This is a genomic window from Methylorubrum thiocyanatum (genome assembly GCA_014138645.1).
In the GTDB taxonomy this organism is placed as follows: domain Bacteria; phylum Pseudomonadota; class Alphaproteobacteria; order Rhizobiales; family Beijerinckiaceae; genus Methylobacterium; species Methylobacterium thiocyanatum.
Window position 1 is genome coordinate 85,712 of the sequence record JACJIB010000009.1, and the last position, 25,613, is coordinate 111,324.

Annotated in this window: 23 protein-coding genes; 10 read left to right on the forward strand and 13 right to left on the reverse strand. The window is 69.6% G+C overall.

What is annotated here, in order from left to right:
- Positions 1-17 precede the first annotated feature (17 nt).
- A complete protein-coding gene (locus tag HNR51_RS22470) occupies positions 18-596 on the forward strand; it encodes a DNA-3-methyladenine glycosylase (RefSeq protein WP_182556412.1) in 579 nt (192 codons plus the stop codon).
- A gap of 99 nt (positions 597-695) precedes the next feature.
- Here HNR51_RS22470 and zapE read toward each other — a convergent pair whose 3' ends face one another.
- The 4 genes from zapE to HNR51_RS22490 all read right to left on the reverse strand — a co-directional run bounded on the left by zapE (position 696) and on the right by HNR51_RS22490 (position 4,916).
- Positions 696-1,910, reverse strand: coding sequence for a cell division protein ZapE (gene zapE, locus HNR51_RS22475; RefSeq protein WP_182556413.1), 1,215 nt, complete (start codon positions 1,908-1,910; stop codon positions 696-698).
- A 203-nt stretch (positions 1,911-2,113) separates the two neighbouring features.
- The gene (locus HNR51_RS22480) at positions 2,114-3,547 is read right to left on the reverse strand and encodes a TadE/TadG family type IV pilus assembly protein (protein ID WP_182556414.1); all 1,434 of its coding nucleotides are present in this window, start codon (positions 3,545-3,547) and stop codon (positions 2,114-2,116) included.
- A complete protein-coding gene (locus HNR51_RS22485; protein ID WP_373325214.1) occupies positions 3,532-4,248 on the reverse strand; it encodes a TadE/TadG family type IV pilus assembly protein in 717 nt (238 codons plus the stop codon). The genes HNR51_RS22480 and HNR51_RS22485 overlap by 16 nt, the downstream gene beginning before the upstream one ends.
- Positions 4,249-4,364: 116 nt before the next feature.
- The gene (locus HNR51_RS22490; RefSeq protein WP_141950465.1) at positions 4,365-4,916 is read right to left on the reverse strand and encodes a TadE/TadG family type IV pilus assembly protein; all 552 of its coding nucleotides are present in this window, start codon (positions 4,914-4,916) and stop codon (positions 4,365-4,367) included.
- 279 nt (positions 4,917-5,195) lie between these two features.
- On the opposite strand from HNR51_RS22490, the gene HNR51_RS22495 reads away from it, so the two are divergent.
- The gene (locus HNR51_RS22495; protein WP_182556416.1) at positions 5,196-5,852 is read left to right on the forward strand and encodes a GNAT family N-acetyltransferase; all 657 of its coding nucleotides are present in this window, start codon (positions 5,196-5,198) and stop codon (positions 5,850-5,852) included.
- A gap of 32 nt (positions 5,853-5,884) precedes the next feature.
- Here HNR51_RS22495 and HNR51_RS22500 read toward each other — a convergent pair whose 3' ends face one another.
- Entirely contained in the window at positions 5,885-6,349 is a 465-nt protein-coding gene (locus HNR51_RS22500; RefSeq protein WP_141950463.1) for a YcgN family cysteine cluster protein, read from the reverse strand.
- A gap of 311 nt (positions 6,350-6,660) precedes the next feature.
- Here HNR51_RS22500 and HNR51_RS22505 point away from each other — a divergent pair, with 311 nt between their 5' ends.
- The 4 genes from HNR51_RS22505 to HNR51_RS22520 all read left to right on the forward strand — a co-directional run bounded on the left by HNR51_RS22505 (position 6,661) and on the right by HNR51_RS22520 (position 11,162).
- The gene (locus tag HNR51_RS22505) at positions 6,661-8,943 is read left to right on the forward strand and encodes a transglycosylase domain-containing protein (protein ID WP_182556417.1); all 2,283 of its coding nucleotides are present in this window, start codon (positions 6,661-6,663) and stop codon (positions 8,941-8,943) included.
- Positions 8,944-8,953: 10 nt separating this feature from the next.
- Complete coding sequence (locus HNR51_RS22510; protein WP_012452797.1) at positions 8,954-9,637, forward strand: DUF1214 domain-containing protein; 684 nt, start codon at positions 8,954-8,956, stop codon at positions 9,635-9,637.
- The gene (locus tag HNR51_RS22515; RefSeq protein ID WP_012452796.1) at positions 9,634-10,242 is read left to right on the forward strand and encodes a DUF1254 domain-containing protein; all 609 of its coding nucleotides are present in this window, start codon (positions 9,634-9,636) and stop codon (positions 10,240-10,242) included. Before HNR51_RS22510 ends, HNR51_RS22515 begins: the two co-directional genes overlap by 4 nt.
- 434 nt (positions 10,243-10,676) lie before the next feature.
- The gene (locus tag HNR51_RS22520) at positions 10,677-11,162 is read left to right on the forward strand and encodes a MarR family winged helix-turn-helix transcriptional regulator (protein WP_141950460.1); all 486 of its coding nucleotides are present in this window, start codon (positions 10,677-10,679) and stop codon (positions 11,160-11,162) included.
- Between the two features lie 97 nt (positions 11,163-11,259).
- On the opposite strand, the gene HNR51_RS22525 is transcribed toward HNR51_RS22520, so the two are convergent.
- Entirely contained in the window at positions 11,260-11,622 is a 363-nt protein-coding gene (locus HNR51_RS22525; protein WP_012452794.1) for a c-type cytochrome, read from the reverse strand.
- Between the two features lie 363 nt (positions 11,623-11,985).
- On the opposite strand from HNR51_RS22525, the gene HNR51_RS22530 reads away from it, so the two are divergent.
- From HNR51_RS22530 to HNR51_RS22540, 3 genes are all read left to right on the forward strand, one after another.
- The gene (locus HNR51_RS22530) at positions 11,986-13,419 is read left to right on the forward strand and encodes an FAD-linked oxidase C-terminal domain-containing protein (protein WP_012452793.1); all 1,434 of its coding nucleotides are present in this window, start codon (positions 11,986-11,988) and stop codon (positions 13,417-13,419) included.
- 109 nt (positions 13,420-13,528) lie between these two features.
- The gene (locus HNR51_RS22535; RefSeq protein ID WP_012452792.1) at positions 13,529-13,759 is read left to right on the forward strand and encodes a hypothetical protein; all 231 of its coding nucleotides are present in this window, start codon (positions 13,529-13,531) and stop codon (positions 13,757-13,759) included.
- Positions 13,760-13,773: 14 nt separating this feature from the next.
- Complete coding sequence (locus HNR51_RS22540; RefSeq protein ID WP_152275946.1) at positions 13,774-14,043, forward strand: DUF6894 family protein; 270 nt, start codon at positions 13,774-13,776, stop codon at positions 14,041-14,043.
- Positions 14,044-14,070: 27 nt separating this feature from the next.
- Here HNR51_RS22540 and HNR51_RS22545 read toward each other — a convergent pair whose 3' ends face one another.
- The 4 genes from HNR51_RS22545 to HNR51_RS22560 all read right to left on the reverse strand — a co-directional run bounded on the left by HNR51_RS22545 (position 14,071) and on the right by HNR51_RS22560 (position 17,802).
- Positions 14,071-14,877, reverse strand: a complete 807-nt coding sequence (locus HNR51_RS22545; protein WP_182556418.1) for a 23S rRNA (adenine(2030)-N(6))-methyltransferase RlmJ — start codon at positions 14,875-14,877, stop codon at positions 14,071-14,073.
- Positions 14,878-15,354: 477 nt separating this feature from the next.
- Positions 15,355-16,026: a ribonuclease T2 family protein gene (locus HNR51_RS22550; protein ID WP_182556419.1), complete on the reverse strand. Its 672-nt coding sequence runs from the start codon at positions 16,024-16,026 to the stop codon at positions 15,355-15,357.
- 95 nt (positions 16,027-16,121) lie between these two features.
- The gene (locus HNR51_RS22555; RefSeq protein WP_012452788.1) at positions 16,122-16,589 is read right to left on the reverse strand and encodes a hypothetical protein; all 468 of its coding nucleotides are present in this window, start codon (positions 16,587-16,589) and stop codon (positions 16,122-16,124) included.
- Between the two features lie 235 nt (positions 16,590-16,824).
- Positions 16,825-17,802, reverse strand: coding sequence for an extensin-like domain-containing protein (locus tag HNR51_RS22560; protein WP_182556420.1), 978 nt, complete (start codon positions 17,800-17,802; stop codon positions 16,825-16,827).
- Positions 17,803-17,913: 111 nt separating this feature from the next.
- On the opposite strand from HNR51_RS22560, the gene HNR51_RS22565 reads away from it, so the two are divergent.
- The gene (locus HNR51_RS22565; RefSeq protein WP_182556421.1) at positions 17,914-19,149 is read left to right on the forward strand and encodes an amidase; all 1,236 of its coding nucleotides are present in this window, start codon (positions 17,914-17,916) and stop codon (positions 19,147-19,149) included.
- 45 nt (positions 19,150-19,194) lie between these two features.
- Here the strand turns inward: HNR51_RS22565 and HNR51_RS22570 are convergent, their stop codons facing one another.
- The 3 genes from HNR51_RS22570 to HNR51_RS22580 all read right to left on the reverse strand — a co-directional run bounded on the left by HNR51_RS22570 (position 19,195) and on the right by HNR51_RS22580 (position 25,421).
- On the reverse strand, positions 19,195-22,569 hold the full coding sequence (locus tag HNR51_RS22570) for a GAF domain-containing protein (protein ID WP_182556422.1): 3,375 nt from the start codon (positions 22,567-22,569) through the stop codon (positions 19,195-19,197).
- A gap of 165 nt (positions 22,570-22,734) precedes the next feature.
- Positions 22,735-24,930, reverse strand: a complete 2,196-nt coding sequence (locus HNR51_RS22575) for a xanthine dehydrogenase family protein molybdopterin-binding subunit (protein WP_182556423.1) — start codon at positions 24,928-24,930, stop codon at positions 22,735-22,737.
- A gap of 35 nt (positions 24,931-24,965) precedes the next feature.
- Positions 24,966-25,421 carry a (2Fe-2S)-binding protein gene (locus HNR51_RS22580; protein ID WP_012452783.1) on the reverse strand — a complete coding sequence of 152 codons (456 nt, stop codon included), beginning with the start codon at positions 25,419-25,421 and terminating at the stop codon, positions 24,966-24,968.
- Positions 25,422-25,613: the final 192 nt, after the last annotated feature.

Here is a 25,613-nt window from a genome sequence, read left to right on the forward strand (position 1 = left end):
GGACCGGCGCAGGCGCGATGGGCCCGGCCTTCTTCGATCGACCCGCGGCGACGGTCGCCGCCGCCCTGATCGGCCACCGGCTGTTCGTGGACGGGGTCGGCGGCGTCATCGTCGAGACCGAGGCTTATGACCGGACCGACCCGGCCTCCCACAGCTTCGGCGGGCCGACCCGGCGCAACGCCAGCATGTTCGGGCCGCCGGGCCGTGCCTACGTCTACCGCTCCTACGGCCTGCACTGGTGCCTGAACCTCGTCTGCGAGACCGGCAGCGCCGTACTCTTGCGCGCGCTCGAACCGAGCGCGGGCCTGGAGACGATGCGGGCCCGCCGCGGCCTCGACGCGCCGCGCCTCCTCTGTGCCGGGCCGGGCCGGCTCGCCCAGGCGCTCGGCATCGACCTCTCGCATGACGGCCTGCCCCTCGACCGGCCCCCCTTCGCCCTCGAGCCGCCGCGTGGGCCTCTGACGGTCGCGGCAACGACCCGCATCGGCATCAGCCGCGGGATCGAGGCGCCCTGGCGGTTCCTCGTGCCGGGCTCGCCCTATCTCAGCCGGCCGCTGCCGCGGGCGAAGCCCGGGGCTGCGGGGGAGGGGGCTTAGAGCGCATTGCGACGAAGGGGTCACCGGTTCGTCGAACGAAGGCGCGTCGAGACAAAGACCGAGAGGCGCCGGCCCGATGCGATCGGGTCGGATACGATTCTACGTTTCGGCCAGGCCCGCGCTCGACTCGGACGGCGCCCGCCCATGCGGCGTGCCGAGATATTCCTCCGAGCGCATCTCGATCAGGCGTGAGGCGGTGCGCTCGAACTCGAAGGCCTCCCGGCCTTCCGCCGCGGTGTAGAGGCCCGTCGGCTCCGCCGCGGCCGAAGCGATGAGCTTCACATGCGCGTCGTAGAGCGTGTCGATGAGGGTGATGAAGCGCTTGGCCTCGTTGCGCTCCGCCTCGCCCATCACCGGAATCCCCGAGACGATCACGGTGTGGAAGTGGTCGGCAAGCGCCATGTAGTCGGAGGCGCCGAGCGGCTTGCGGCACAGGTCGTCGAAGCCGAAGCGGGCGACGCCGCCGGCCTCCTCCGGCACCGGCACGGCGCGGCCCTTCACCTGCACCGTGCCCGGCTTGCCCTTCGCGCGCCCCGTGAGCGCCTTGAAGGCGGCGTCGAGGGACTGATCGGCCGCCGCATCCGCCGGCACGTGGTAGACCGAAGTGCCGCCGAGCTTCTCCAGGCGGAAATCGGTGCGGGAATCGAGGCGCAGCACCTCGACCCGCGCCTTCAACTCCGCCACGAAGGGCAGGAACAGGGCACGGTTGAGGCCGCCCTCGTAGAGCCGGTCGGGCTCGACGTTCGACGTCGCCACCACCGTCACCCCGTGCTTGAACAGGGCGCCGAACAGGCGTCCCAGGATCATCGCGTCGGCGATGTCGGTTACGGTGAATTCGTCGAAGCAGAGCAGCGTCGCCTCTGCCGCCAGTGCCTCGGCCACCGGCGGGATCGGGTCGTCGCCCTTCACCTCGCCCCGCTTCAGGGCCTGACGGTGGGCGTGGATGCGCTCATGCGCGTCGGCGAGGAAGCCATGGAAGTGAACTCGGCGCTTGGGTCCCGGCGCGGCCTCGTGGAACAGGTCCATCAACATGGTCTTGCCGCGCCCGACCGAGCCCCAGATGTAGAGTCCCTTGGGCGGCCCGGCATCGTCGTCCTTGCGGCCGAACAGCCAGCCCAGGGCGCTGCCCTTCTTGGCACGGCGGCGGCGCTCCAGGTTCGGCAGCAGCCGGTCGAGGGCCTGGACGAGGCGGATTTGCGCCGGGTCGCGCTCGATCGCGCCCGAGGCGACCAGGGCATCGTAGCGCTCGCGGACGGGGCCGGGCGAGACCGCGCCGGCGCGGGCATGGTCGGAGGGGGTGTGACTCTCGGGCATCCCGGCCGATCGTTTGCGTGAGGAAGCGTCTCTTCCGGCGAGCGCGCCGGCGGAGGAGAGGGGCGATGGGGCTCGCCCCCGCTCTGCCGCGCCGCAGCACGCCGATCAAGCCGGCCCGGGTCAACCGCGCATACATCCGCCGCGATCCGAAGCAGGACCGCGGGGCGAGCCGCGATGCGGCCGCGATCGGCCAACGGCCGACCCTACTGGGTGATGCGCGCCACTCTCAGCGCTTGATCGAACATCGCGCCGAGCGATGCAGTGATATCGTCCGCGCTATTGGCCGTGTAGAAGAAACCTTGCGAAGCACACTTCCGAAGCGGATCGGCCAACGTTGGGCTGAATCCGTTCACTCGGTTGTTTTCCCAGACAATGTAGCTGTCATTGGTGTAGTTTTTGACTTGGTTGTACGGAATGTACAGGATCGAGATGATTGCGCCTGCGTCTTTCAGCTCTTTGCACTTGCTCGGATCGATCTGCGCGGGCTGTGATCCGTCCCAGCCGGCATTGCCGTAGCCTTTGAAAAGGGAAGGACTGCCGGGGAACGTCCTCGCATCGTTGTTTGTGGAGTAGGATTGGCTGTTCTGCATGCCGTCCGTGATCAGGAACACGAAGGGCTTCGAGTTCGTCGTGGACGAGCCGTCGCCATAGGGCTGGATGGTCGCCTTCATCTGCGGCAGGGCCTTCTCGAAATGGGTGCCTCCGCTGCCGGTGCCGGTGGTTGGATTGTTGCCGGTGAAGAGCTGCGTGCTGCCGGTATCGAGCAGATTGGTGAAGGCCAGCGGCCAAGTCTTGTCGCACTGCGCGGCCGTTCTCAGGGCCGTCATGGACGTCGTCGTATCGCTGAGGGGGGAGAGCGTCGCCAATCGGTTGATAAAGGGATAGAAACCGATCCGGTACTGGTTCGGCACCACCGGCGTCGCGGCCCGCTTGAGCAGCTCGCAGACCGCATTGTTCACCGCGTCCGACCGCAGCTGAATCTTGCCCGCAGCATTGTTCCAGCCTTTTCGACCGGGGAAGTGGCACGCGAATTGGCAGTTTCCCTGATCTTCTTTGGTGATACTGGCGAGTTTCTCGGCATCGGCCGCCGCCGTCGGCAGACCCATGGAGCCCGACACGTCGACCATCAGGTAGAAATCAAGGTAGCTCGCCAAATCAGCCGAGGCGGTGATCGTATTGGTGAACGTCGTCGACGACAAACCTAAGATCTTGCCGAAGGTGTTCTGGATCGTGGCCGTGTAGATGACCGTTGCCGTCAGCGTCTGCCCGCTCCGCGTCACGTCGAGTCTCGACACGCTGACGGTTGCGAACGGGACTTTGCCCGTATTGATCGCGAAGGCCTTGGTGGCTTGGTTCCGGCCTGCCGTGAGGCCGGCTGCCGTCGCGTCGCCCTGCTTTGCGTTGGAAGCGATGTACTCCTTGGCCGTCACCACGCCCGCGAGAACGGCAGCGTCCGCCGCGTTGTCGAGCCGGGTCTTGCTCGTGATCGCCATGCCGTAATCGATGCCGAGGCCGACGAGGCCCAGAGTCGGAAGCAGGGCGAGGGCAAACATGATGTTGATGCTGCCGCCGCGGTCGGAGGCCAGAGCCGCCGCTCGGTCCTTCAGACGGTTCGCGCGGGTCAGTAGCCGGTACATTTGGTTGCGATCCCGTCGTTATTGGTCGTGTCGAAGCTCACCAGCGAAGCGTAGCGCGGCTGCACATAGGCCGACCGCGCGATCCGGATGGCGGGAACGAGGCCCGAGCCGAAGGTCGGCTGGAAATCAAACACCACGTCGATCGCCACGAGCGATCCTGGTCCGTAGGAGGAGCGCGGCAGGGTGGTTCGACTCGGCGTTGCGTCGTCGGCGACCGGCAATTGCGGCGTATCGCAGGAGCGGTAGTTGTTGCCGCCGGGCTGAGCCGTGCCCGTCGTCGTCCAGACGACATTGGCGTCGTAGCAGGTGCTCAGGTCGGCACTGGTATCAGTATTGGACTTGCATGCCGCATTCTTCGCCGTGAATCTGATGCTGGCATAGTTGATCGAGATATTCTCCCACCAAGCGACCTTGCGGCGCTTGGCATCCTTCATCACGTAGGGGAACAGAACGAGTGTCGCGTCGTAGCTGAAGTGAAGGTCGGTGGCGTTGACCTGCGCGACGGTCTCGCCCTTGGGCGGCGTTGCCTGCGAGATCATCTGGCTGATCGAATGGGCGACGAGTTCGACTTTGCGCGTCGCGTCCACGTAGGCGATCAGCTGCGCTCCGGCGAACAAGATGAACAGCAGCGTCGGCATGATCAGTGCGAATTCGATGGCGGCCAGGCCCCCATCCGCCGCGCCGAAGCGCCGCATCCGCATGAGGAGACCGGCACGGAGGGTTCCGGGCCGGGCCTTGCCGTGACAGTTGCGGCCGCCTGCTCCGATGGACTCGGGCCGTACCGCGGGAACGGGCGGGCGGGGGGAGGCGGCCGCCATCAGTACTGCTCGTTGCGAAAGGCCGCGGCTGAAACCGCGAGATAGGCCGGCTTGCCGCCGAAGGTCGCTCCGCCGCTCAGCCAGGACGAGATCTGCGGCGGAAGAAACATGATCGGGTAGATGACCTGCAGGTATTGGTAATCACCGCGACCGCCCAGGTTGAACTGACCCGCGCCCGCCGCGAGGTTGGAGACGAGGACGCCGTCCAAGTTGGCGCTGACGAAAGAATAGTAACCGCTGGGCTGAACCTCTTTCGGTACGACGTAGAGGTTGATGACGAGGTTGCTGCAGGAAAATGCGGCCGGCAGATTGCTGCAGACGTTCTCTCTGAAACTCGTCAGCGTAGCAGCCGTCGATTGTGACTGGAGGTCGCCGGTCAGGATCTTACGCGATGCCCGCGCGGTCGCATTGTCGAGCGCCTGATTCATGTAGAATACCAGCGAGGACGCCATGACAAACAAGAGCGTAAGAATGAATGCAGTCCCGACGAGGGCGAACTCGACAGCTGTCGATCCCTCCTCGTTTCTAATATAGTTCGATTCTCGCCGCATAGGGGGATTGTATCGTTCAGAATTTAAATAAAAGATAACATGATGCTAGAAATTTGGGTTTATGCTGCGAACGCGTGGTGAGACGCCCGCAAGGCGTCTGCCACGGTGCCGGGATGGTCTCTGACAGACGAGCCATGCAGGCCTGGGCCCGGACCATGCGCTTTGGTGCATTGCGGCACCGGCGGTTAAGCACCAGATCCGTCCGGTCCGCGCCGGAGAGGGAGGCCGCGCGGGTGGAGTGCCGATCCGGCTCAGCACAAGAGTTCTCTCGCGTCCCCGATGTCCCCCTCAACGTTTCCGATCGACCCCCCTGCGGGCCGCGTCCCCGGCACCGTGTGGGGCGGACCGAGTCTGCGCCGGCTCTGGCCGAGCGACGGACCGGCGGTGGAGGCCTTCTTCCTGCGCCTCGACCCCGATACCCGCGCGAGCCGCTTCATGGCCGCGATGAATGACCGGACGATCGCCGCCTACGCGGCGCAGGCGATGACAGCCCCCGGTCTGGTCGTCGGCGTCTTCGTGGACGGCACCCTGCGGGCGCTCGGCGAACTGCGTCCATACGGGGTCGGGCGGACGGATGCCCGGACGGGGGAGGTCGCGCTCACGGTCGAGCGGGGATTCCGGCGCTCGGGCCTCGGTTCGAGGCTGCTGCGGCGTCTGGCCGAGGCGGCCCGCAACCACGGCATCGCCGAGCTTCGCCTGCGCTGCCTGCCCCACAATGCCCCCATGCGGCGGCTGGTCGCGGGGCTCGGCGCCGAGGTGCGCCTCACCGAGGGCGAGAGCGAGGGCGCGATCCGTCTCGCGCGGGCGACACCGCTCTCGCTCTGGCGGGAGGGGTTCGAGGTCGCCCTCGATTTCAGTCTCGCCGTGGCGGCCCTGCCGCTGCCGGCGCCTCTGCCGGCGCCGCCTCCCTTGCCGTTTCTGCGGCGGGCGGCCTGAGCCTCCTCCTGAGCCTCCCGCCGGTCTGTCCCTCAGGCGGCCTCATCCGGCCACGCGACGATGCGCTCGATCAGCTCGTCCTCGGCAAATTCCTCCTCGTTGCCGGCAACCCGCCCGCGCACGGAGATCCCCGCCTCATGGACGCTGGCCCGGCGGCCCGTCTTCAGCGGATGCCACGCGGGCAAGTCGCGGCCCTCGCGCACGAGTCGGTAGGCGCAGGTCGGCGGCAGCCAGGGGATCGTGCGCACCGCCTCCGGGGTCAGGCGCACGCAGTCCGGCACGCGCTTGGCGCGGTTGCGGTAGTCGCGGCAGCGGCAGGTATGGGTGTCGAGCAGGGTGCAACCGACATCAGTGTGGTGGATCTCGCCGGTATCGTCGTCCTCGAGCTTGAGCAGGCAGCAGCGTCCGCAGCCGTCGCACAGGCTCTCCCACTCCGTCGGGCTCATCGCCTCAAGGGTCTTCACGCGCCAGAACGGCCCGTCGCTGCGCTCGGCCATATCGGGCGCCTCGCTCGCCTTCGATCGTTTCGTTTCGGGACAGGTGCCCCTCCTGCCGCATGGCGGCGCCGGGAGCAAGCACGGCAGGGCACCTCGCCATCCGCCCGCCGGATTCGGCTGTCATCAGGATCTTAAGGTTAATGCCGGGTTTGCCGGCGCCGCGGTGTCGGCGGCCCGCGTTTCGCGTTCCTTAACGGAAGCGAAAGCTCGCGGGCCGGCGCGTGTCCTGATACAGAACGTATCGGGAGATCGTTGTCCGGACCACCGCTCCGTGCCGACCCGGACCACGCCGAGAGAAACCGGAATCCGCCTTGCGCCTGCCCAGCCTCAAGACGCTGACGACGCGGATCAGCCGCGCGGCCCTGGCCTTCGACGCCTGGGTCAATGCGAGCCTGTACGAGGGCGGCCATTCCACGACGGAGGCCTATGAGCGCTTCCAGGCGCGGATGCAGGTCTTCTCGGTTCGTGGCTGGAAGCGCTATGCCCTCGACCTCACCAGCGAGGGCGTCACCCTCGGCACGGTGGGCGCGCTGCTGCTGCTGTTCCTGGCCCAGCCCGCCTTCAACCTGACGAGCGACAACTGGCTCAAGGCGCAGGATCTCGCCGTCACCTTCCTCGACCGCTACGGCACCGAGGTCGGGCGCCGCGGGATCAAGCACGACGACTCGCTCAAATTCGACGACTTCCCAGAGCTGATGATCAAGGCGCTGCTCTCGACCGAGGACCGGCGCTTCTACGAGCACTGGGGCATCGATCCGATCGGCACCGCCCGCGCCCTGGTCTCGAACTCGTCCGGCCGGGGCAACATGCAGGGCGGCTCCACGCTGACGCAGCAGCTCGCCAAGAACCTGTTCCTCACCAACGAGCGCTCGCTGGAGCGCAAGATCAACGAGGCGTTCCTCGCCTTCTGGCTCGAAACGCATCTGACCAAGAACCAGATTCTCAAGCTCTATCTCGACCGCGCCTATATGGGCGGCGGCACCTTCGGCGCGGTGGCGGCGGCGGATTACTATTTCGGCAAGCGCCTGCAGGACGTCACGCTGGCGGAGGCCGCGATGCTCGCCGGCCTGTTCAAGGCGCCGACCAAGTACTCGCCCAACGTCAACCTGCCCGCCGCCCGCAGCCGCGCGGTGGACGTGCTGCACAACATGGTCGAGGCCGGCTTCGTCACCGAGGGCCAGATCCAGACGGCCCTGCGCAACCCGGCCACCCCGGTGACCCGCACCAAGGACATCACCGCCGACTACTATCTCGATTGGGCCTTCAACGAGGTGAAGCGGATGGCGGATGCGGGCAAGCTCCGCAACGACCGCGTGCTGACCGTCAAGACGCCCCTCGACCTCTCGATCCAGCGTTCCGCCGATCAGGCGGTGGAGAACACCCTGCGCCGCTTCGGCGACCAGTACGACGTGGACGAGGCGGGTGTGGTGATCCTCGATCCCGACGGCGCCCTGCGGGCCATGGTCGGCGGCGCGGATTACGGCGAGAGCCAGTTCAACCGCGCCACCGATGCGCTGCGCCAGCCGGGCTCCTCGTTCAAGCCCTACGTCTACGCCGCGGCTTTGGCCTCGGGCCTGTTCAAGCCGGACACGCCGGTGGTGGATTCGCCGGTCTGCGTCGGCAACTGGTGCCCGCAGAACTACGGCCGCTCCTATTCCGGCCGCCAGCCGATGTGGCTCGCCGTGGCGAAATCGGTCAACACGATCCCGATCAAGGTCACCACCGCCATCGGCAAGGGGCTCGGCATCACCCACGACTGGAAGGCGGCCAAGGCGGGCCGCGAGAAGATCATCCAACTCGCCAAGGCGATGGGCGTGACGACGCCGCTCACCGACACGCCCTCGCTGCCGATCGGCGCCACCGAGGTGACGGTGATGGATCAGGCCGCGGGCTTCGCCGTCTTCGCCAATGGCGGACGGGTCGCCAAACCCTACGTCGCCACCGAGGTGCGCAATTCCAGCGGCGAGGTGATCTACCGCCACGCCGACGAGAAGCCGGTGCAGGTGCTCTCGTCCCAGGTAACGGCGGACATGAACTACATGCTCAACAAGGTCGTCGAGGAAGGCACCGCGCGAAAGGCCCAGATCGAGGGCGTGAAGGTCGCGGGCAAGACCGGCACCACGAACGGCTACCGCGACGCCTGGTTCGTCGGCTACACCGGCAACTATGTCGGCGCCGTCTGGTACGGCAACGACGACCACAGCCCGACCAACAAGATGACCGGCGGTTCGCTCCCCGCGATGACGTGGCACGAGATCATGGCGCCCGCCCACCAGGGCATCGAGCTGAAGCCGATGCCCGGCCTCAACGACCGCAAGGGCGCGCCGCAGGTCGCCCAGGCCCAGGCCGACGGGGCCGCGGCCGCCGCCAGCACGAGCGGTCGGCTCTCGCGCCGCTCCTTCGAGGTCTTGTCGGGCCTCAACGGCCTGTTCCGCACCGTCGAGACCAGCCGCTCGGCCGCCAAGAACGAGTCTGGCAAACCCGATTCGGCGCGCTCCGGCTCCGTCGCTCCGGAGCGGATGCGGGCGCCCGGCCTCGCGCCGGTCGACGTCGCCGAGGGCGCGCGCGCCTCCGGTGGTTTCGGAACGCCTTGAGGCCGGCTGCATGGCCCTGTCGAGTGGGATCGGCCCGGTGGCCGCACGTTCTGCACGCGAGGAGTCGTCCTCGCGCCTGCGCCGCCTTGCCCGCGGTGCCGCCACGCGCAGCTCGCGGGTCGGGCTGTTCGTCTACGCGCTGACCCTCGGCGGCCTGCTGGGCCTTGCCAGCGCCGACTACGCCACGAGCGGCGGCTATCCCTTCGGCGGCACGTCGATCGGAAGCTGGACCGCTTGGCCGCGGGCGGGCTCGCTCGATTCCGATCCCTACGCCCGCGCCGTCAACGCCCGGCGCGGCGACATTCCCCTCGCGGTCGGCGAGGGCATGCTGCTCACCGCCGCCAGCGACGACGAGGGGCGGACGCTGGATGCCCGCTGCAGCTACCGCCTCGCGGGCGTCACGCCCCCGGCCCGCGCCTGGACGATCACCGTGACGGGCCGCGGCGCGCTGCCGCCGGGGCAGGAGCCGGTGCGGACCGGCTTCACTTCGACCGAGATCCTGCGTGAGACCGACGGCCGCTTCGCGATCCTGCTGAGCCCCGAGGTCCAGCCCGGCAACTGGCTGCCGATGCCGCGTCCGAGCGGTCCGGTGCGGCTTGCGCTGCGCCTCTACGACACCCCGGTGGCGGCGAGCGTCGGCTCGCTCGACCGTGACAGCCTGCCGGCGATCGAGCGGACGGGGTGCGGATCATGAGCCGCAGCGCCTTCTGGCTCGCCACCGCCTGCGGCCTCGTCATCGCCGGCATCGTCCACATCGCCACGGTGCTGGCGATCCCGCGCTTCTCGGAGGGCGACGCCTTCACCCGCGCCCGGGCGAGCGAAACCCTCGACCATCCCTTGCGCATCCACGGACTTGCGGGCGGCCCGCCCGCGGCGGGCGGCGAGTGGCTGCCCAATCCCGACCCTTCGGTCTCGGTCGGCGTGTGCTCCTACGACCTCGACGACGGGCCGATGCGGGTCTCGGCCCAGGCCGGTTCGCTGATGCTCTCGGTCTCGATGCATAGCCGCCGCGGCGCCTTCTACGCCGTGACGGACCAGGCGGCGGTGCGTGGCGGCCTCGACCTCGTGGTGATGACCCGCGCCCAGTACGACGAGGCTCTGGCCAACGACGTGGCCGGCGAGGTGACCCGCGACGTGCGCATCATCGCTCCGTCCCGGCGCGGCTTCGCTACGGTCCGCGTCATCGCCGCGCTGCCGAGCGAGCGCGCCGTGGCGGATGCGGCGGTGCAGGCGGTCTCCTGCACCATCGACAGTCCGGCCGAGCCGACCGACGAGGAGCCGGGGCGCGGCAAGGGGTAGAGCGTCGCCCGGAGGGACGTCGCCGGCCTCTCGGATGAGGGCGGTCAGTGCGCTCCGCTTGGAGCGGAGCCGCGGTGTTCACAGCGCGTCCCCGATCACGATTTTTCCCGTACGCCCGGATTAATTTTCGCTGGCCGGCTGGACGAGGGCTGCCTCCATGCGGAGGACCGCGAAAGCCATGCGCGTGGTTCGATTGTACCCACGAGGTTTTTTCTTTAGAGTCCGCGCCTTAGGTCGGTCGCAGGGATTCTTGCCGCGCAGCCGCCATCGGTTCGCATGGTGCGGAGCGGCGAAGAGCCGCGCCGGGCGGCGGTCGGTCGCGGGGCGGCCCAACGATTCGCGAAGGCGGCTTGCCGCCCCCATATCTGCCGGTGCCGGGCGCGTCCGCGGGTCCGAAACGACAGTGCGCCGTACGCGCACCGAGGAAGAGTGTCATGAGTCAAACGGGCCGCGATGACCCGCAATTACTCGATAACCAGCTCTGCTTTGCCGTTTACGCGGCGGCACATGCCTTCGGCCGCGCCTACCGCAGCCTGCTGGCCCACCACGAACTGACCTACCCGCAATACCTCGTCCTGCTGGTGCTGTGGGAGGAGGAGGGTCTGTCGGTCAAGGAGATCGGCAGCCGGCTGTTCCTCGATTCCGGCACGCTCACGCCGCTGCTCAAGCGCCTGGAAGCCTCGGGCCATGTCCGCCGCGCCCGCGACCGGCCGGATGAGCGCCAAGTCAGCATCTTCCTCACGGAGAAGGGCCGCGGGCTCAAGGGCAAGATGGACTGCCTGCCGCTGACGGTGGGCGGCATGACCGGGATGACCCTCGACGAGCGGCGGGCGCTTCTCGAGAATCTCGCCCTGATGCGCGACGAGCTGCACGCCCGTGCGGGAAGCGTCGACATGCCCGCGGAAGGCGCGACGCCCTGACCCGTTGCCCCGTTCACCGAGCGCTGCAAACGAGAAAAGCCGCCCCGAGGGGCGGCTTTCCTTTTTCGCTAGGCGGCCCGGACGGGCCGCGCAGGCCTCAGGACTTGGTCTTGAGGTAGGCGATGATGTCGTCGACCTTCTTCGGGTCCTTGATGCCGGGGAAGACCATCTTGGTGCCGGGCACCTTCTTCTTCGGGTCGGTGAGCCACTCCTTGAGGTTGGCCTCGTCCCAGGTGATGCCGGACTTCTTCAGCGCATCGGAGAAGGCGTAGCCGTCGGCACCCTCACCGGCCTTCGCACCGACGACGCCCTTCAGGGTCGGGCCGACGCCGTTCTTCTCGAAGTTGTGGCAGGCCTTGCAGGGGGCGAACGCCTTCTCGCCGGCGGCGGCATCGCCCTCGGCTTGGGCGGCGACAGGCAGAAGCAGCGCGAATGCGGCGCCGAGGATGAGATGACGCATCGTTGTTTTCCTCCTTGGAAGGGCCGAAGCCGGCCTGCTTATGGCAGAGCTTGTAGCCTTAGAACAGATATAGACTAAGCCGGGCACGCGTCCAGCCGAGGTCGTTTCACGATGACGCTCACGCTCCTTTCGGTGGCTGCATGGGTCGGCGGGAACCGCCGTGCGTCCCGGGATCGTTTCGGTTAGAGTGCGCGTCCGAGGTCGTCCAAGCGAACTTGGAACAGGGCGGCTGAAGCGGGGCTGAAGACTCGGCCCGGCGGCTGTGGATCGCCGGACGGCGGACGCTCACCGCTCGCATCCTCGTCGCGCCGCAACGGCAGGACGCAGACGGGGTTCTGCAAATTTCTGGAGGAGATGCCGGCCATGTCGATCGCCTTCCCCGCGCCGGACGCGGATGTGGTTGCCCGCCGTGAGGCGATCATCGAGGGCCTGTCCGCGCTGGTGGCGCCGGAAGCCCTGGTGACGACGGAGGACGAGCGCCGCGCATTCGAGACCGACGGCCTCACCGCCTACCGCAAGATGCCGCTGGCCGTGGTGCTGCCCTCCACGACCCGGGAGGTCTCGGCGGTGATGGCGTTCTGCCACGCCAACGGCGTGCGGGTGGTGCCCCGCGGCGCCGGCACTTCGCTCGCCGGCGGCGCCATCGCCCAGGAGGACGCGATCATCCTCGGGGTGGGCAAGATGACCCGCATCCTCGATCTCGACTTCGCCAACCGCGTCGCGCGGGTCGAGGCCGGCATCACCAACCTCGCGATTTCGGGGGCGGTGGCGCACGAGGGCTTCTTCTACGCTCCCGACCCGTCGAGTCAGCTCGCCTGCACCATCGCCGGCAACATCGCCATGAACTCCGGCGGGGCGCATTGCCTGAAATACGGCGTGACCACCAACAACCTCATGGGCGTGACGCTGGTGACCAATGACGGCACCGTGGTCGAGATCGGCGGCGAGCACCTCGATTCCGGCGGCTACGACCTGCTCGGGCTGATCTGCGGCTCTGAGGGCCAGCTCGGCATCGTCACCGAGGCGACCGTGCGCATCCTGCGTGCAGCGGAGGGGGCGCGGCCGGCCCTGGTCGGCTTCTCCTCGGTGGAGGATGCCGGCGCCTGCACCGCGGCGATCATCGCGGCGGGCATCATCCCCGTCGCGATCGAGTACATGGACCGCGAGGCGATCCTCATCACCGACGACTTCGCCAAGGCCGGCTACCCGCGCGACGCCGCGGCGATGCTGATCATCGAGGTCGAGGGGTCCGACGAGGAATGCGAGGACATGCTGGCCCGCATCGAGGCCATCGCCGCCCGCTTCAACCCGACCAGCATCCGCGTCTCGAAGTCGGAAGCCGAATCCGCCGCGATCTGGAAGGGGCGCAAATCCGCCTTCGGCGCCACGGGCCGCATCTCCGACTACATCTGCATGGACGGCACGATCCCCACGGGTCAGCTCGGCCACGTGCTGGAGCGGATCGGCGCGATCTGCGCCGAGCAGGGCTTGCGCGTCGCCAACGTGTTCCATGCCGGCGACGGCAACCTGCACCCGCTGATCCTGTTCGACATCAACAAGCCGGGCGAACTGCAGAAGGCGGAGGCCGCGGGCGACGCGATCCTCAAGCTCTGCGTCGAGGTCGGCGGCTGCCTCACCGGCGAGCACGGCGTCGGTATCGAGAAGCGCGAGCTGATGCGCTTCCAGTACGCGCAGGAAGACCTCGAACAGCAGATGCGGGTGCGCAACGTGTTCGATCCCGCCTGGCTGATGAATCCGGCCAAGGTGTTCCCGCTCGAAGGACGGGTGGCGGCCTGAGCATTCGGCGGCGGCGGAACGGATGCGATCCGCCGCCGGTTGGCGTCTCACCCTAACGCGTCGAGCCGGATCCCCTTCCGGCTGGATGCTTCGAAGAGAGGCCTTCGCGATGAAGCAATCGATCCTGACCGCCGCCGTCCTCGGTCTCGGCGTCGCGGTCCTCGCCGGTCCGGCCGACGCCAAGGGATGCCTCAAGGGCGCCGTCGTCGGTGGCGTCGCGGGCAGCATGGCCGGTCACGGCAAGGCCGGGGCCGCCGCAGGCTGCGCCGTCGGCCACCACGAGGCCAACAAGAAGGACAAGTCCGGCGGCCAGAACCCGCAGCAGGACCCATCCAAGTAAGGCCGTTCTCCCCGGTGCCCCGCTACTTCTTCCACACCCGCATCGGTGCCGACATCCTCCCCGACGAGGAGGGGGTGGAGCTGCGCGATCCCGATCAGGCGTGGCGGGTGGCGCGGGCGACGATCCAGGCGAGCCTGGAAGACGAGGGCGCCGACCCCCGTCTCGTCGCGGCGATCCTCGTCGTCATCGACGAGGCGGGCGAGGTGGTTCTGGAATTTCCGTTCGCCGAAGCGATCACCGGGGCCGACACGCCGCCGGGGCCGGGGGAGGGGACGCTGCATTGACGGCGAGGCCGGCGCCCTGCGCCTGTCCTACGCCTCCGGCCCGAGCCGATCGCAGCGGAACGCGCCGTAGCCGCCGCGGGCGAGCCGCTGGGCCAGGGCCGGCAGGAACAGCTCCGCCTCCGCCGCCAGCGTCCAGGGCGGGTTGATGACGACGAGGCCGGTGCCGGTCAGCCGGGTCGGATCGTCGGGCCGCTCGATCATGAGATCCAGCCGCAGGGCCGGCCGCTCCAAGCCTGCATCGAGGGCCGCGGTCATCCGGTCGATTCCGGCGACGTCCTTGATCGGATACCAGCCGAGATAGGTCCCGGTCGGCCATTTCCGCGCGGCCTTCAGCAGCTGCGCGCCCAGCCGGTCGATCTCGCCGCGCTCCTCGTAGGGCGGATCGATCAGCACGAGGCCGCGGCGCTCAGGGGGCGGAATCAGGGCGTTGAGGGCGGTCCAGCCGTCGAGATGCATCACCTTGGTGCGGGAGTCGCTGGCGTACCGCTGCGCGAGCGTCTGCGCATCGGCCGGATGCAGCTCGACGAACACGCCCTTGTCGCCGGCCCGGAGAGCCTCGCGGATGATCGCGGGCGAGCCGGGATAGGTGGTGGCGCCGAAGCGCGCCCGCACCGCCGCGACCGCTGCGCGATAGGGCGCCAGCAGGACCTCGACCTCGGGCGGGAACGGCGCCTCGAGCCGGCCGAAGCCGTCGTGCCACTCGCCCGTGCGCCCGGCCTCGTCCGCTTCGAGATCGTAGACGCCGAGGCCCGCATGGGTGTCGATGGCGCGGAACGGCTTGTCCTTGGCGCAGAGGTGCACGAGCACGCGGGTGAGCACGAGGTGCTTGAGCACGTCCGCGAAATTGCCGGCATGGAAGGCGTGACGGTAGTTCAGGGTGGATATCCAAGATCAGGAGGGGCGGCGTCGAGGGCGTGCGGATCGATGGCGCGGCGCCGCCGTCGTTGACGGGCTGAAACGCAACCTCTCATAGTCGTCCTTGTCGGACGCGAACCTTCCCGGTTGCGACGGTCCCGTGGCCAGCGGGGCTTGCGGTGGAGCCAGCCGGCCACCGCCCATCGCGAGCAGGCAGACCGGGAAGGAGGTGAGAGGATGTGATCGGTTTTTCGATTGCGGTCAGCATCACCGTGACGAGAACGCGAGATGGTTGGCGCCTAGCCATCCACCTCGCGCTGATCTGATCAGGATCGTCTGACACGGGGGCCGGCGGGCTGCCACCTGCCGGCCTCCACCCACAACATAATGTCGTTTCACGGAATTCCACAATCCGGGGAATTGAGGCTTCACATAATCCGGCGGTAGGCCGACGGTTCACCGCGCTGCTTCAACCGTCACCTCGCCTGCGCGGCAATTCTGGCGCGCCACCTCGGGGCAGGGGGTGAAGCCGCGCAGGTCCTTCGAGAAGCAGATCCGCACCTCCTGCAACTGCCCGCGGCGGCAGGTCACCGACATCATATCCGGACGCAGGCCCTTGTTGGCGGTCACGAATTGCCGGGCGATCTCGATCGGGGCGGCGCGCAGGCTCGTCTCCGGCTTGGTGAAGGCGTCCGGAATCGTCACCGCCTCGCGGGCCGTCTTCACCGCCTTGAAATAGGCGAGCGGATCGAGGCCGGAACAGGTGCCGTGGGTGCGCCACTCGTGCCGGGCCAGTCCCTCGCTCGGCATGATTTCGCCCGCGGCCTCGACCGCATTGCGGGTCAGCGGGCGCTCCACCGCCGAGCAGTTCGAGGGAAAGCCGCGCTCGTATTGCGGCCACAACCCGTGCACGACGAAGCCGAGGCCGCGGCCCGGCGCGCATTGTCCGTTGCGGTCGCGGCGCGCACCCTCGCCGTCGCAGTAGGTCGGCGACCACGACAGCGCCAGCACGTAGAAATCGAAGCTGCCGGGTTCGCCGCCGCGGCGAAATCCGCCGAAATCCTGCCCCTGCGCGCCGGAGGCCAGGGTGAGGCCGAGGGCCAGGGCGGCGATGCGAAGGCGAGGCATGGACGGGACTCGGGATCGGGACGTCTCAGGACGATGCCGGGCGCGGGGTACAAGTCAAGCGTGTGCCCGCCGCGCCCCCGGCGTTCCCGCCCCGATCAGGGCCGGGCCATCCGGCAGGCGGTGGCGTAGGCGTAGGCGTTGTTGCGGTCGAGGCCGTGGACGCAGAATTCGACGCCCCAGGTCGCGCCGATGATGCCGAGGCTCTCGCGCACCGAGTAATCGACCTTGCGCCGCACCCCGTCCGAGGTGGTGGCCAGCGCCGAGCAGTAGCGGCGCGGGATGAAGTCGACGCCGTAGGGGCGCCACGCCGTGCGTTCGATCCGCTCGTAGGACACGATCGTCAGCGACGAGTTCCAGAACTTCGCTTCCTTCTCGGCGAACTGGGTCGAGACCTTCTCCAGCACGTCGGCGTCCTGGCAGCCGGGAATGTCGGCGTCGTAGGGGAAGGTCTGCTCCTCGGCCGGCGAGATCTCTTCGCGGCCGGAACGGGCGAGCGCCGGCAGCACGGAGGAGGCCGTGACGAGGCCGAGCGCCAGGACGGCGAGGGGAAGGTTCGGGCGCATGCCGCTCAAAAATCCGCCTGTTGAGGGTGCCGTGGGGCGACGCTCGACCTCGAAGGGCGTGTCGCGACAGGCACCGGATGGCCGGAGACGATGCGCCGGCCCCGGCCCAAGTCAAGCTTGGACCGGGCGCGGGCGCCGCTTTTGGCCGGGCCTGGGGTGTGCCGGGCACACCTCGACGCTGATCATCGCCTTCGTCCGAAGGCCGGAAACCACCTTTCGGGGCGATGGTCCGAGATCAATAAATCGGCTCGTCCGAGTCGTGGGGGGCCGCCAGCGACAGGGGCTCGTAGGCCGCATCGTGAGCCGGAACCGGGGAGCGCGGCCGGCTCGGCGCCGGCGCGGCGGCGTAGGCCGTCGGTGCGGGGGCGGAAGGGGCGCGGGCGACGCGCGTGCCGGTCGTGCGCGAGGAGGTCGGCGCGACGCCGTAGGGATCGTCCTCCTCGACGTCGATGGGGGCCTGGGTCGGCACGGTCTGACGCGCGGGCGGGCGGGGCGAGGCCAGGGGACGGGGCGAGCCGTCGGCGGTGGCGAGCTGCGACTCGAACTTGAGCAGCGGCTTGCAGATACGCTTCAGCCCGCGCGGGTCGTGCATCGCCAGATCGACGTGGATGTGGTCGTAGTGGAACACGTTGGAGCCCGGCGCCAGCACCGTCGAGAACCGGGCGCAGGCCCCGACGAAGACCTCCCGCAGAAAGGCCTGCTCGGCTTCGGTGCCGCGCCAGCCGCCCTTGACGGTGATGACGTGGCCGTCGGCCAGCGTGAAGGACATGATGTCGAGCGCATTGCCGAACGAATGCTCGGAGAGCTTGGCCCCGGCCTGGTTGTTGCGGCCGCGGCAGGAATAGGAGCCGGCGTTGATCTCGGCCACCGGCACGCCGAAATACAGGTTGGCGGCGGGCTGGATGGTGTCGGCGAGCCATGCCTCGGCCTCGGCGAGCGCCGGGCAGGCCAGGGTCATGCGCTGCTTGAGCGCCACGCTGCCGCCGCCGAGCCGGGTCACCCGGAAGGGCTGCTGCATGCCGCAGGGGCCGGGACCGTCGATCTCCTTGGCCAGCGAGACATAGGCCGTCGGCTGCACCAGCTTGCGGGCGATGCACATCTGTTCGGCCTGGTCGCGCCATGCCTCCCGGCGTTCGAACCGGTTGATCGCACAGCCCGTGAGCCCCGCGCCGAACAGCACCAGGGCCGAGAACGCTAACGCTTTACGCCACATGGGCCGAACGATGCGCACCGTCCCGTAAACGAGCCGCTAACGATGCCGCGTCGCGCCGGCGCCATGTGGAGGGCTGTTGACAGATCCGATACGGGCCGTGACTCGGGTGCCATGATCTCGCTTCTCGACATCCGCGCCCGCATCGCGGACGGCACCCTCCCGGCTGCGGACGCGATCCGCGGGGCGCGCGAACGGATCGCCGCGCAGGACCCCGCCATCGGCGCGATCCTGCGCCTCGCGCCCGAGACGGCGGTGGTGCCCGAGGTCGGGCCGCTTGCCGGGATCGCGGTGGGCGTGAAGGACATCATCGCGACCGCCGACATGGCGACCGAGTACGGCTCGGACATCTATGCCGGCTGGCGGCCGAGAGCGGATGCGGCGATCGTCTCGCGGCTGCGGGCGCTCGGCGCGGTGCCGCTCGCCAAGACCGCGACGACGGCCTTTGCCGGCCTCGACCCGGCGGCGACGGTCAACCCGCGCGATCCCGGCCATACCCCCGGCGGCTCCTCCTCGGGCTCGGCCGCCGCGGTCGCCGCCGGGATGCTGCCGCTGGCGCTCGGCACCCAGACCGGCGGATCGGTGATCCGGCCCGCGGCGTTCTGCGGAGTCGCAGCGATCAAGCCTTCCTTCCGGCTGCTGCCGACGGTGGGGGTGAAGACGTTCTCGTGGGCGCTCGACACGGTGGGCCTGTTCGGCGCCTCGGTGGCCGACATCGCCCACGCGCTGGCCCTGATCGCCGAGCGGCCGGCGATCGAGGCCCCGGCGCCGGAGCGTCCGCGCCTCGCCCTCTGCCTCCAGGACTTTGCCGGAAGCGCCGACGCGGACGCCCTCGCGGCCCTGGAGCGCGCGGTCCGCGCCGCCGAGCGGGCCGGGGCGGTGGTGCACGATCTCGTCCTGCCCGCACCCTTCGCGCGGGCCTGGGCCGTGCACCCGACCGTGCAGGATTTCGAGGCCCGCCAAGCGCTCGCCTGGGAATATGCCGAGCACCGCGACGCCCTGCCGCCGGTGCTGCGCGGCCAGCTCGACCGGGCGCAGGATCTCACGGCCGCCGATTACGACGCCGCCCGCCGGGAGGCGCACCGGGCGCGGCGGCAGCTCAAGGAGCTGTTCGCGGATGTCGACGCGATCCTGACCGTCTCCAGTGTCGGCCGGGCACCGCGCGGGCTCGGCTCGACCGGGGATGCGCGCTTCAACCGGCTCTGGACCCTGATGGGCGTGCCCTGCGTCAACGTTCCGGTGCCGGGCGACGGCCTGCCGCTCGGCGTGCAGGTGATTGCCCGCTTCGGCGACGACGGCCGGGCGCTCGCCGTCGCGCGGGGGATCGAGGGGGCGCTGGCCCGGGAATAGGCATCGGTCCGGGCAGAGAGCACCCGCTGTCCCGGACATGCCGCCCTAGCGCAGCGTCTTGCGCTGCTCCGTGAGCGGCAGGTCGATGGAGCAGTGCAGGGCGGTCTCGCCCAATTCGTAGAGCGTGCGCGCGTCGAGGGCGTAGGGCAGCGCCTTCTCGATCAGCTCGCGTCCGTAGCCGCGCCGTTCCGAGGCCTGCGCATCGCTCCGGCCCGCGATTCCCGTCTCGTTCCAGCGCAGGGCCAGCCGCATCCGGCCGTTCTCGGCATAGGTCCGCCACGTCACGGTCAGCCGCCCCGCATTACCCGCCAGCGCCCCGTATTTGCGGGCGTTGGTGGCGAGTTCGTGCAGGGCCAGCGCCAGCGTCTGCACCATCGCCTTGCGCAGCCGCACGGAGGGGCCTTCGAGATAGATGCGGTCGGCCGCCTCCCCGGCGCCGAGGGCATCGAGTTCCGTCGAGATCAGCGCGTGCAGCGTGATCGGCTCGATGCCGGAGCGGGACAGCAGGCCCTGCACCCGCGAGAGCACGGAGAGCCGGTCGTAGAACTGCCTGCGGAACACCTCCATCGAGGCGCTCCGGGCCATGGTCTGCTCGGCGAGCGAGCGCACCACCGTGATGAGGTTGCGGGTGCGGTGCTGCAACTCGGCGACCATCACGTCCTGCTGCTCCTGCAGCCGGCGCAGATCGTCGATGTCGGTCGACGTGCCGAGCCACTCGATGATCTCGCTCCCCTCGCGCAGCGGCAGCGCCCGCGACTGGAACCAGCGGTAGCGGCCCTCCGGGGCATGGCGGATGCGGTAGTCGAAGGTCAGCGTCTCGGCCGCGGCGGCACCACCCCAGACCTCCTGGGCGCGGTCGCGATCCTCGGGATGGACCGCGTCGAGCCAGCCGAAGCCGCGGCTCTCGGCCTCGGTCTGACCGGTGTAGCGGCACCATTGCGGGCTCGCCCAGCTCCACGCGCCGTCGATGCCGGCGCGCCAGATGAGCTGCGGGATGCCTTCGACCAGGGCGCGCTGGCGCGCCTCGCTCGCCCGCAGCTCGGTCTCGGCCTGCGCCCGCTCCGCCGCCTCCCAGGTCCGCGCGGCGACCTCCTCGATCAGGGTCGTCTCGGAGCGCGTCCACGTCCGGGGCTCGCGATGGGTCAGGTAGAGGACGGTGCGCACTCGGCCGTCCCGGACCAGCGGCACCGCCACGAAGCTCCCGACGGCGCCCTGTCGCCAGACGCCGGGGGTCGTGACGGCCGCGGCATCGTCCACGATGATCGTCTCGCCGTCACGGAGCCGGTCGAGGATCGCCCGCCCGAAGGCGGTGATCGGCAGGGGGCCGAGCCGGGCCTCGGTCTCGGCGTGATAGCCGACCTGCCGCTCGACCCGCTCGCCGTCCGCGGAAAGGCGCGCGTAGCCGACCCGGCCGGCGCCCAGATGGCGCCCCAAGGCCTCGACCACGGTGTGAAGGGCGGCTTGCGGATCCATCTGGCCCTGCAGCCGGTCGGCGAGGTCGAGCAGGAAGGCCTGCCGCGCTTCTTCCGCTCGCAGGTTCTGCGAGGCGAGATGCTGGTCGTGGATGTCCGTGGCGGCGCCGAACCAGCGGGTGATCCGGCCGTCCGCGTCCCGCGCCGGGGCGTGGCGCACCAGGAACCAGCGGTAGGCGCCGTCGCGGCGGCGGATGCGCTGCTGCCGCTCCACCGACCGACCGGTGGCGAAGGCCTCGGTGAAGACGCGCTCCGTCTCCGCCATCTCGTCGGGGTGGATCGTCGCCAGCCAGCCACCGTCCTGAATCTCGTCCGGTCCCTGGCCGGTATAGTCACCCCATTGCTGGTTCACGACGACGACCTTGCCCGCGGGATCGCAGTTCCACAGCAGGCTCGGCACGAGTTCGGCGAGGGTGCGGAACCGCTCCTCGCTCTCGCGCAGGGTGTCGGCGGTGCGCCGGCTCAGCAGCGCCTGAAGGATCGCCGGGGCGAGCGCCTCGGCCGCCTCGCGATCTTCCGTCCGGTACCCGCCCTCGCGGTTGCCGAGCCCGATCATCCCGACGGTCTGCCCGTCCCGCTTCAGCGGCACCCCGAGGAACGCCTTCAGCGGCGGGTGGCCGGGCGGCGTGCCGATCCGATCGGGATGGGTGCCCGGCTCGTTGGCGATGAGGCTCTTCCCGTCCTGCAGCACCCGGCCGTAGAGGCCGTGGAGCTTGAGTCCCGTCGGAGGCAGACCCTTCGAAAAGGCGGGGTCGTCCATCGCGAAATGGTCCCAGCCGCGGTCGCTGATGGAGAGTTCGTTGAAGCAACGGCTCTCGTGGTTGACCTCGCCCATGAAGCTGAAGGCGCTCTGCGTCACGTCCTCGGCCACCGCGAGGCAGACGCGGCCAAGTTCCTCCTCCGTGCGCGCGGTCAGCGCCTTGCGGAAGATGCGGTTGATCCCCTCGAGCACGGCATTCTTGCGCCGGATATCCGCTTCCGCCCGGCCGCGCTCGACCGCGGACCAGATCCGCTCCGCGACGTCGCGCAGCAATCCGACGTCACCCTCCGTCCAGGACCGCGGACCGGAATGGGTGACGCAGAGGGCGCCCACGAGGCTGCCGTTCTTGATGAGCGGCGCGCCCATGCAGGCGGCGATGCGCAGGGCGGCCAGGGCGGGGCGGTCGGCTGGCGGAACCGTGTCCGAGGTCTGCGTGTCGTCCACGACGTGGCACAGGCCCCGGCGGAGGATATCGACGGACCATGCGAAGTCGGCGATCCGGTGTTCGCCGGTGAGCGAGGGGACATCCTCGCGCACATAGTCCCATGCCACCCGCGCGAGATCGGACGCTTCGTCGATGGCGACGTAGTAGGCCCGGCCGACGTCCAGCCGCTCGCCGATCAGCCGGCAGGCCTCGCCCTGGATCGCGGCCGGATCGGTGAGGGTGCGCACCGCATCGCTCAGGCTCAGGAGAAAGGCCTGCCGCTCCTCGCGCTCGCGCAGGGCCATCTCGGCGCGCTTGCGCTCGCTGACGTCATCGTAGAGCACGAGCAGCCGGTCATTCGCCTGTGGATAGACGAAGACCTCGAACCAGCGCCCCAGCGGCGTGTCCGTATGCTCGAGCCGCGCCGGCACGCCCGCGGCGGCGATCCGCTCGTAGGTCTGGACCCACCAGGGATCGAGCTTCGGAACGACCTCCCGCCCCGCCCGGCCGCGCGCCTGCGCCGCCGGCACGCCGACCAGCCGCTCGAAGGCGGGGTTCAGCTCGATGTAGCGGAAATCGACGGCACGGCCCTGCGCATCGCGCACGAATTCGAGTTCGCAGAACCCCTGGCCCATGGTCTGGAACAGGGTGCGATACTTCTCCTCGCTGGCCCGAAGCGCGGCTTCGGCCCACTCGAACTCCCGAAACCGTCCCGTCTCGCCCCAATCCGGCGACCGAGCGGGCGGTTTCGTTCTCTCGCCCATCCTGCGCCCCGTTGCGGCTCGATGGGTTCAACCTAAGTGTCGGTTCGGCGCGCTTGTAAAGCACGCCCAGGTTGTTGCGGCGCGGCCTCCCCGAGACGTGTCCGGATCCGCCGCCTTCCGCCCGCCGATCCCGATTCGGGACCGGCGGGAGACCGGACTATGCGATTATGCTCCGCGCAGACCCGACAGATCGAGCGGCAGCGAGCGGACGCGCTGGCCCGTCGCGGCGAAGACCGCGTTGGCGATGGCCGGCGCCAGCACCGGCACGCCGGGCTCGCCGATGCCGGTGGGCGCGACCTCGGAGGGGACGATGTGGACCTCGACCCGCGGCATCTCGGAGATCCGCGTCGGCTGATAGCTGTCGAAGTTGCGCTCCTGCACCACGCCGTCCTTGAGAGTGATGCGGTTGCGCAGCACCGCCGAGAGGGCGAAGCCCACCGCGCCCTCGACCTGGGCGCGGACCACGTCCGGGTTCACGGCGACGCCGACATCGACCGCGGCGACGATGCGGTTGACCCGCACATTCGAATCCGCAGCCGTCACGTCGGCCACCATCGCCACGTAGGAGCCGAAGGATTCGTGCACGGCGACGCCGAGGCCGCGGCCCTTCTCGGAGGACTTGCCGCCCCAGCCGGCCCGCTCGGCGGCGAGCCGCAGCACGCCGGACAGGCGCGGGGCGCGGGTCAGCAGCGAGAGCCGGTAGGCCACCGGATCGGCGCCCGCCGCATGCGCCAGCTCGTCGATGAACACCTCCATGACGTGGGCGGTGTGGGTGTGGCCGACCGAGCGCCACCACAGCACCGGCACGCCTTCGCGGGCGTTGTGCACCTCGAAGCGGTAGGCGGGCAGGGCGTAGGGCGTGTCGGAGGCGCCCTCGACGGTGGTCGAGTCGATGCCGTTCTTCACCAGCATCGCCTCGAAGGGCGAGCCGATCATGATCGACTTGCCGACCATGGCGTGGCGCCAGCCGGTGATCTGGCCCTTCTCGTTCAGGCCCGCCTTGACCGTGTGGTAGACCTGCGGCCGGTAGAAGCCCGCGGTCATGTCGTCCTCGCGGGTCCAGACGAGATGGACCGGAGCCTTGCCGTCCCAGGCCTTCACGATCGCCGCGGCCTCGGCGAAGTAGTCGGCGCCCGGGGTCGCGCGGCGGCCGAACGAGCCGCCGGCCCATTGCGTGTGCAGCCGGACCTTGTCCGTCGTCACGCCGAGCGTCGCCGCCACCACCGCCTGCTCGATGGTCTGGATCTGGCAGCCGGCATAGACGTCGTAGCTTCCGTCCGCCGCCCGCTCGATCGTGGCGTTGAGGGGTTCCATCGCCGCGTGCGCGAGATAGGGGAAGGAGAACTCCGCCTCCAGCACCTTGGCCGCACCCTTGATGCCGGCATCGGCGTCGCCCGCCTGCGAGGCGACGAGGCCGGAGGTCTTGGCGGTTTCGCGGTACTCGGCGAGGATCGCGTCCGACGAGCGGGTCTCGGCGGCCGATTCGTCCCAGGTGATCTTGAGGGCCTCGCGCGCCTTCATCGCGCTCCAGGTGTCGCGGGCGATCACCGCGACGCCGGTCGGGATCGTGACGATGCCCACAACCCCCGGCAGGCCCTGCGCAGCCTCCGCATCCACCGACTTCACCGTGGCGCCGAAGCGCGGCGGGTGGGCGACGAGAGCCGTCACTTGGCCGGGGCGGCGGATGTCGAGGGAGTAGATCGCGGTGCCGTCGGTCTTCGCCACCGAGTCGATCCGCGGCACGCGCCCGCCGATCAGCGTCCATTCGGCCGGAGTCTTGAGGCGCGGCTCCTGCGGCACCGGCTTGGCGGCGGCGGCTTCCGCGAACTCACCGAAGCGGGCCTGCTTGCCGGATTTGTGGCTGATGACGCCCTTGGCGACGGTGATCTCGCCCGCCGGCACGCCCCACGTCTCGGCGGCGGCGACGACCAGCATGGCGCGGGCGGCCGCACCCGCCTTGCGGAGCTGGAACCAGGAATTGGCGATCGCCGTCGAGCCGCCGGTGCCCTGGACCGGGCCCATCAGCAGGTTGGCATAGAGCTTGGCGTCGGCGGGCGCGAAGGCGACGCGCATCTGCGACCAGTCCGCGTCGAGCTCGTCGGCGAGGATGGTGGTCAGTCCGGTCGTGTTGCCCTGGCCCATGTCGAGGTGCTTGATCATCACCGTGACGGTGTCGTCGGCGGCGATGCGCACGAAGGCGTTGGGCTGGGCCGGACCCTTGGACAGCGCGTCGGAGGCCTCCGCCGCGCGGGCGCCCTTCAGGTCGAGGCGGAAGGCGAGCAGCACGGCGCCCGCCGCGGCGCCGGTGAGGAACGCGCGCCGGGACGGGACGGGCGCATGGGTGAGATCGAGCTTGAGCATGCCGGGCTCCTTGTGGCGGTAGGCTGCGAGGCGGCTCAGGCGAGCGAGCGGGCGGCTTCGTGAATGGCGGCGCGGATGCGCTGGTAGGTCCCGCAGCGGCAGACATTGCCGTCCATGGCGCCGTCGATATCCGCGTCGCTGGGCTTCGGGTTCTCGGTGAGCAGGCCGATGGCCGACATGATCTGGCCGGACTGGCAGTAGCCGCACTGGACCACATCAAGGCCGCGCCAGGCCGCCTTGACCGCATCGGCCACCTTGCCTTCGACGCCCTCGATCGTCGTGATCTTGGCCTCTCCCACATCGCCGATGCGGGTCTGACAGGAGCGCACCGGCTGGCCGTCCATGTGCACGGTGCAGGCGCCGCACTGGGCGATGCCGCAGCCATACTTGGTGCCGGTCATGTCGAGCCGGTCACGGATCACCCAGAGCAGGGGCATGTCGGGGTCGGCATCGACCTCCCGGGCCACGCCGTTCAGGTTGAGGGTCAGCATCGGCGCACTCCGAGAGGAAACCGAGGGAAGGTGCCGCGCGAAACGCCGGGGCTCGGGGGCCTCGAGACCGGCCGGAATGGCGCGGGCCGCGTTTCGGGAACGTCACTTGGAATCGTTCCGATTCTGATCCGGGACGCCCGTCCCTGATGTGCGGCAGCGCACCTGAATACAAAACCGGCCTTTCCTTGCCCG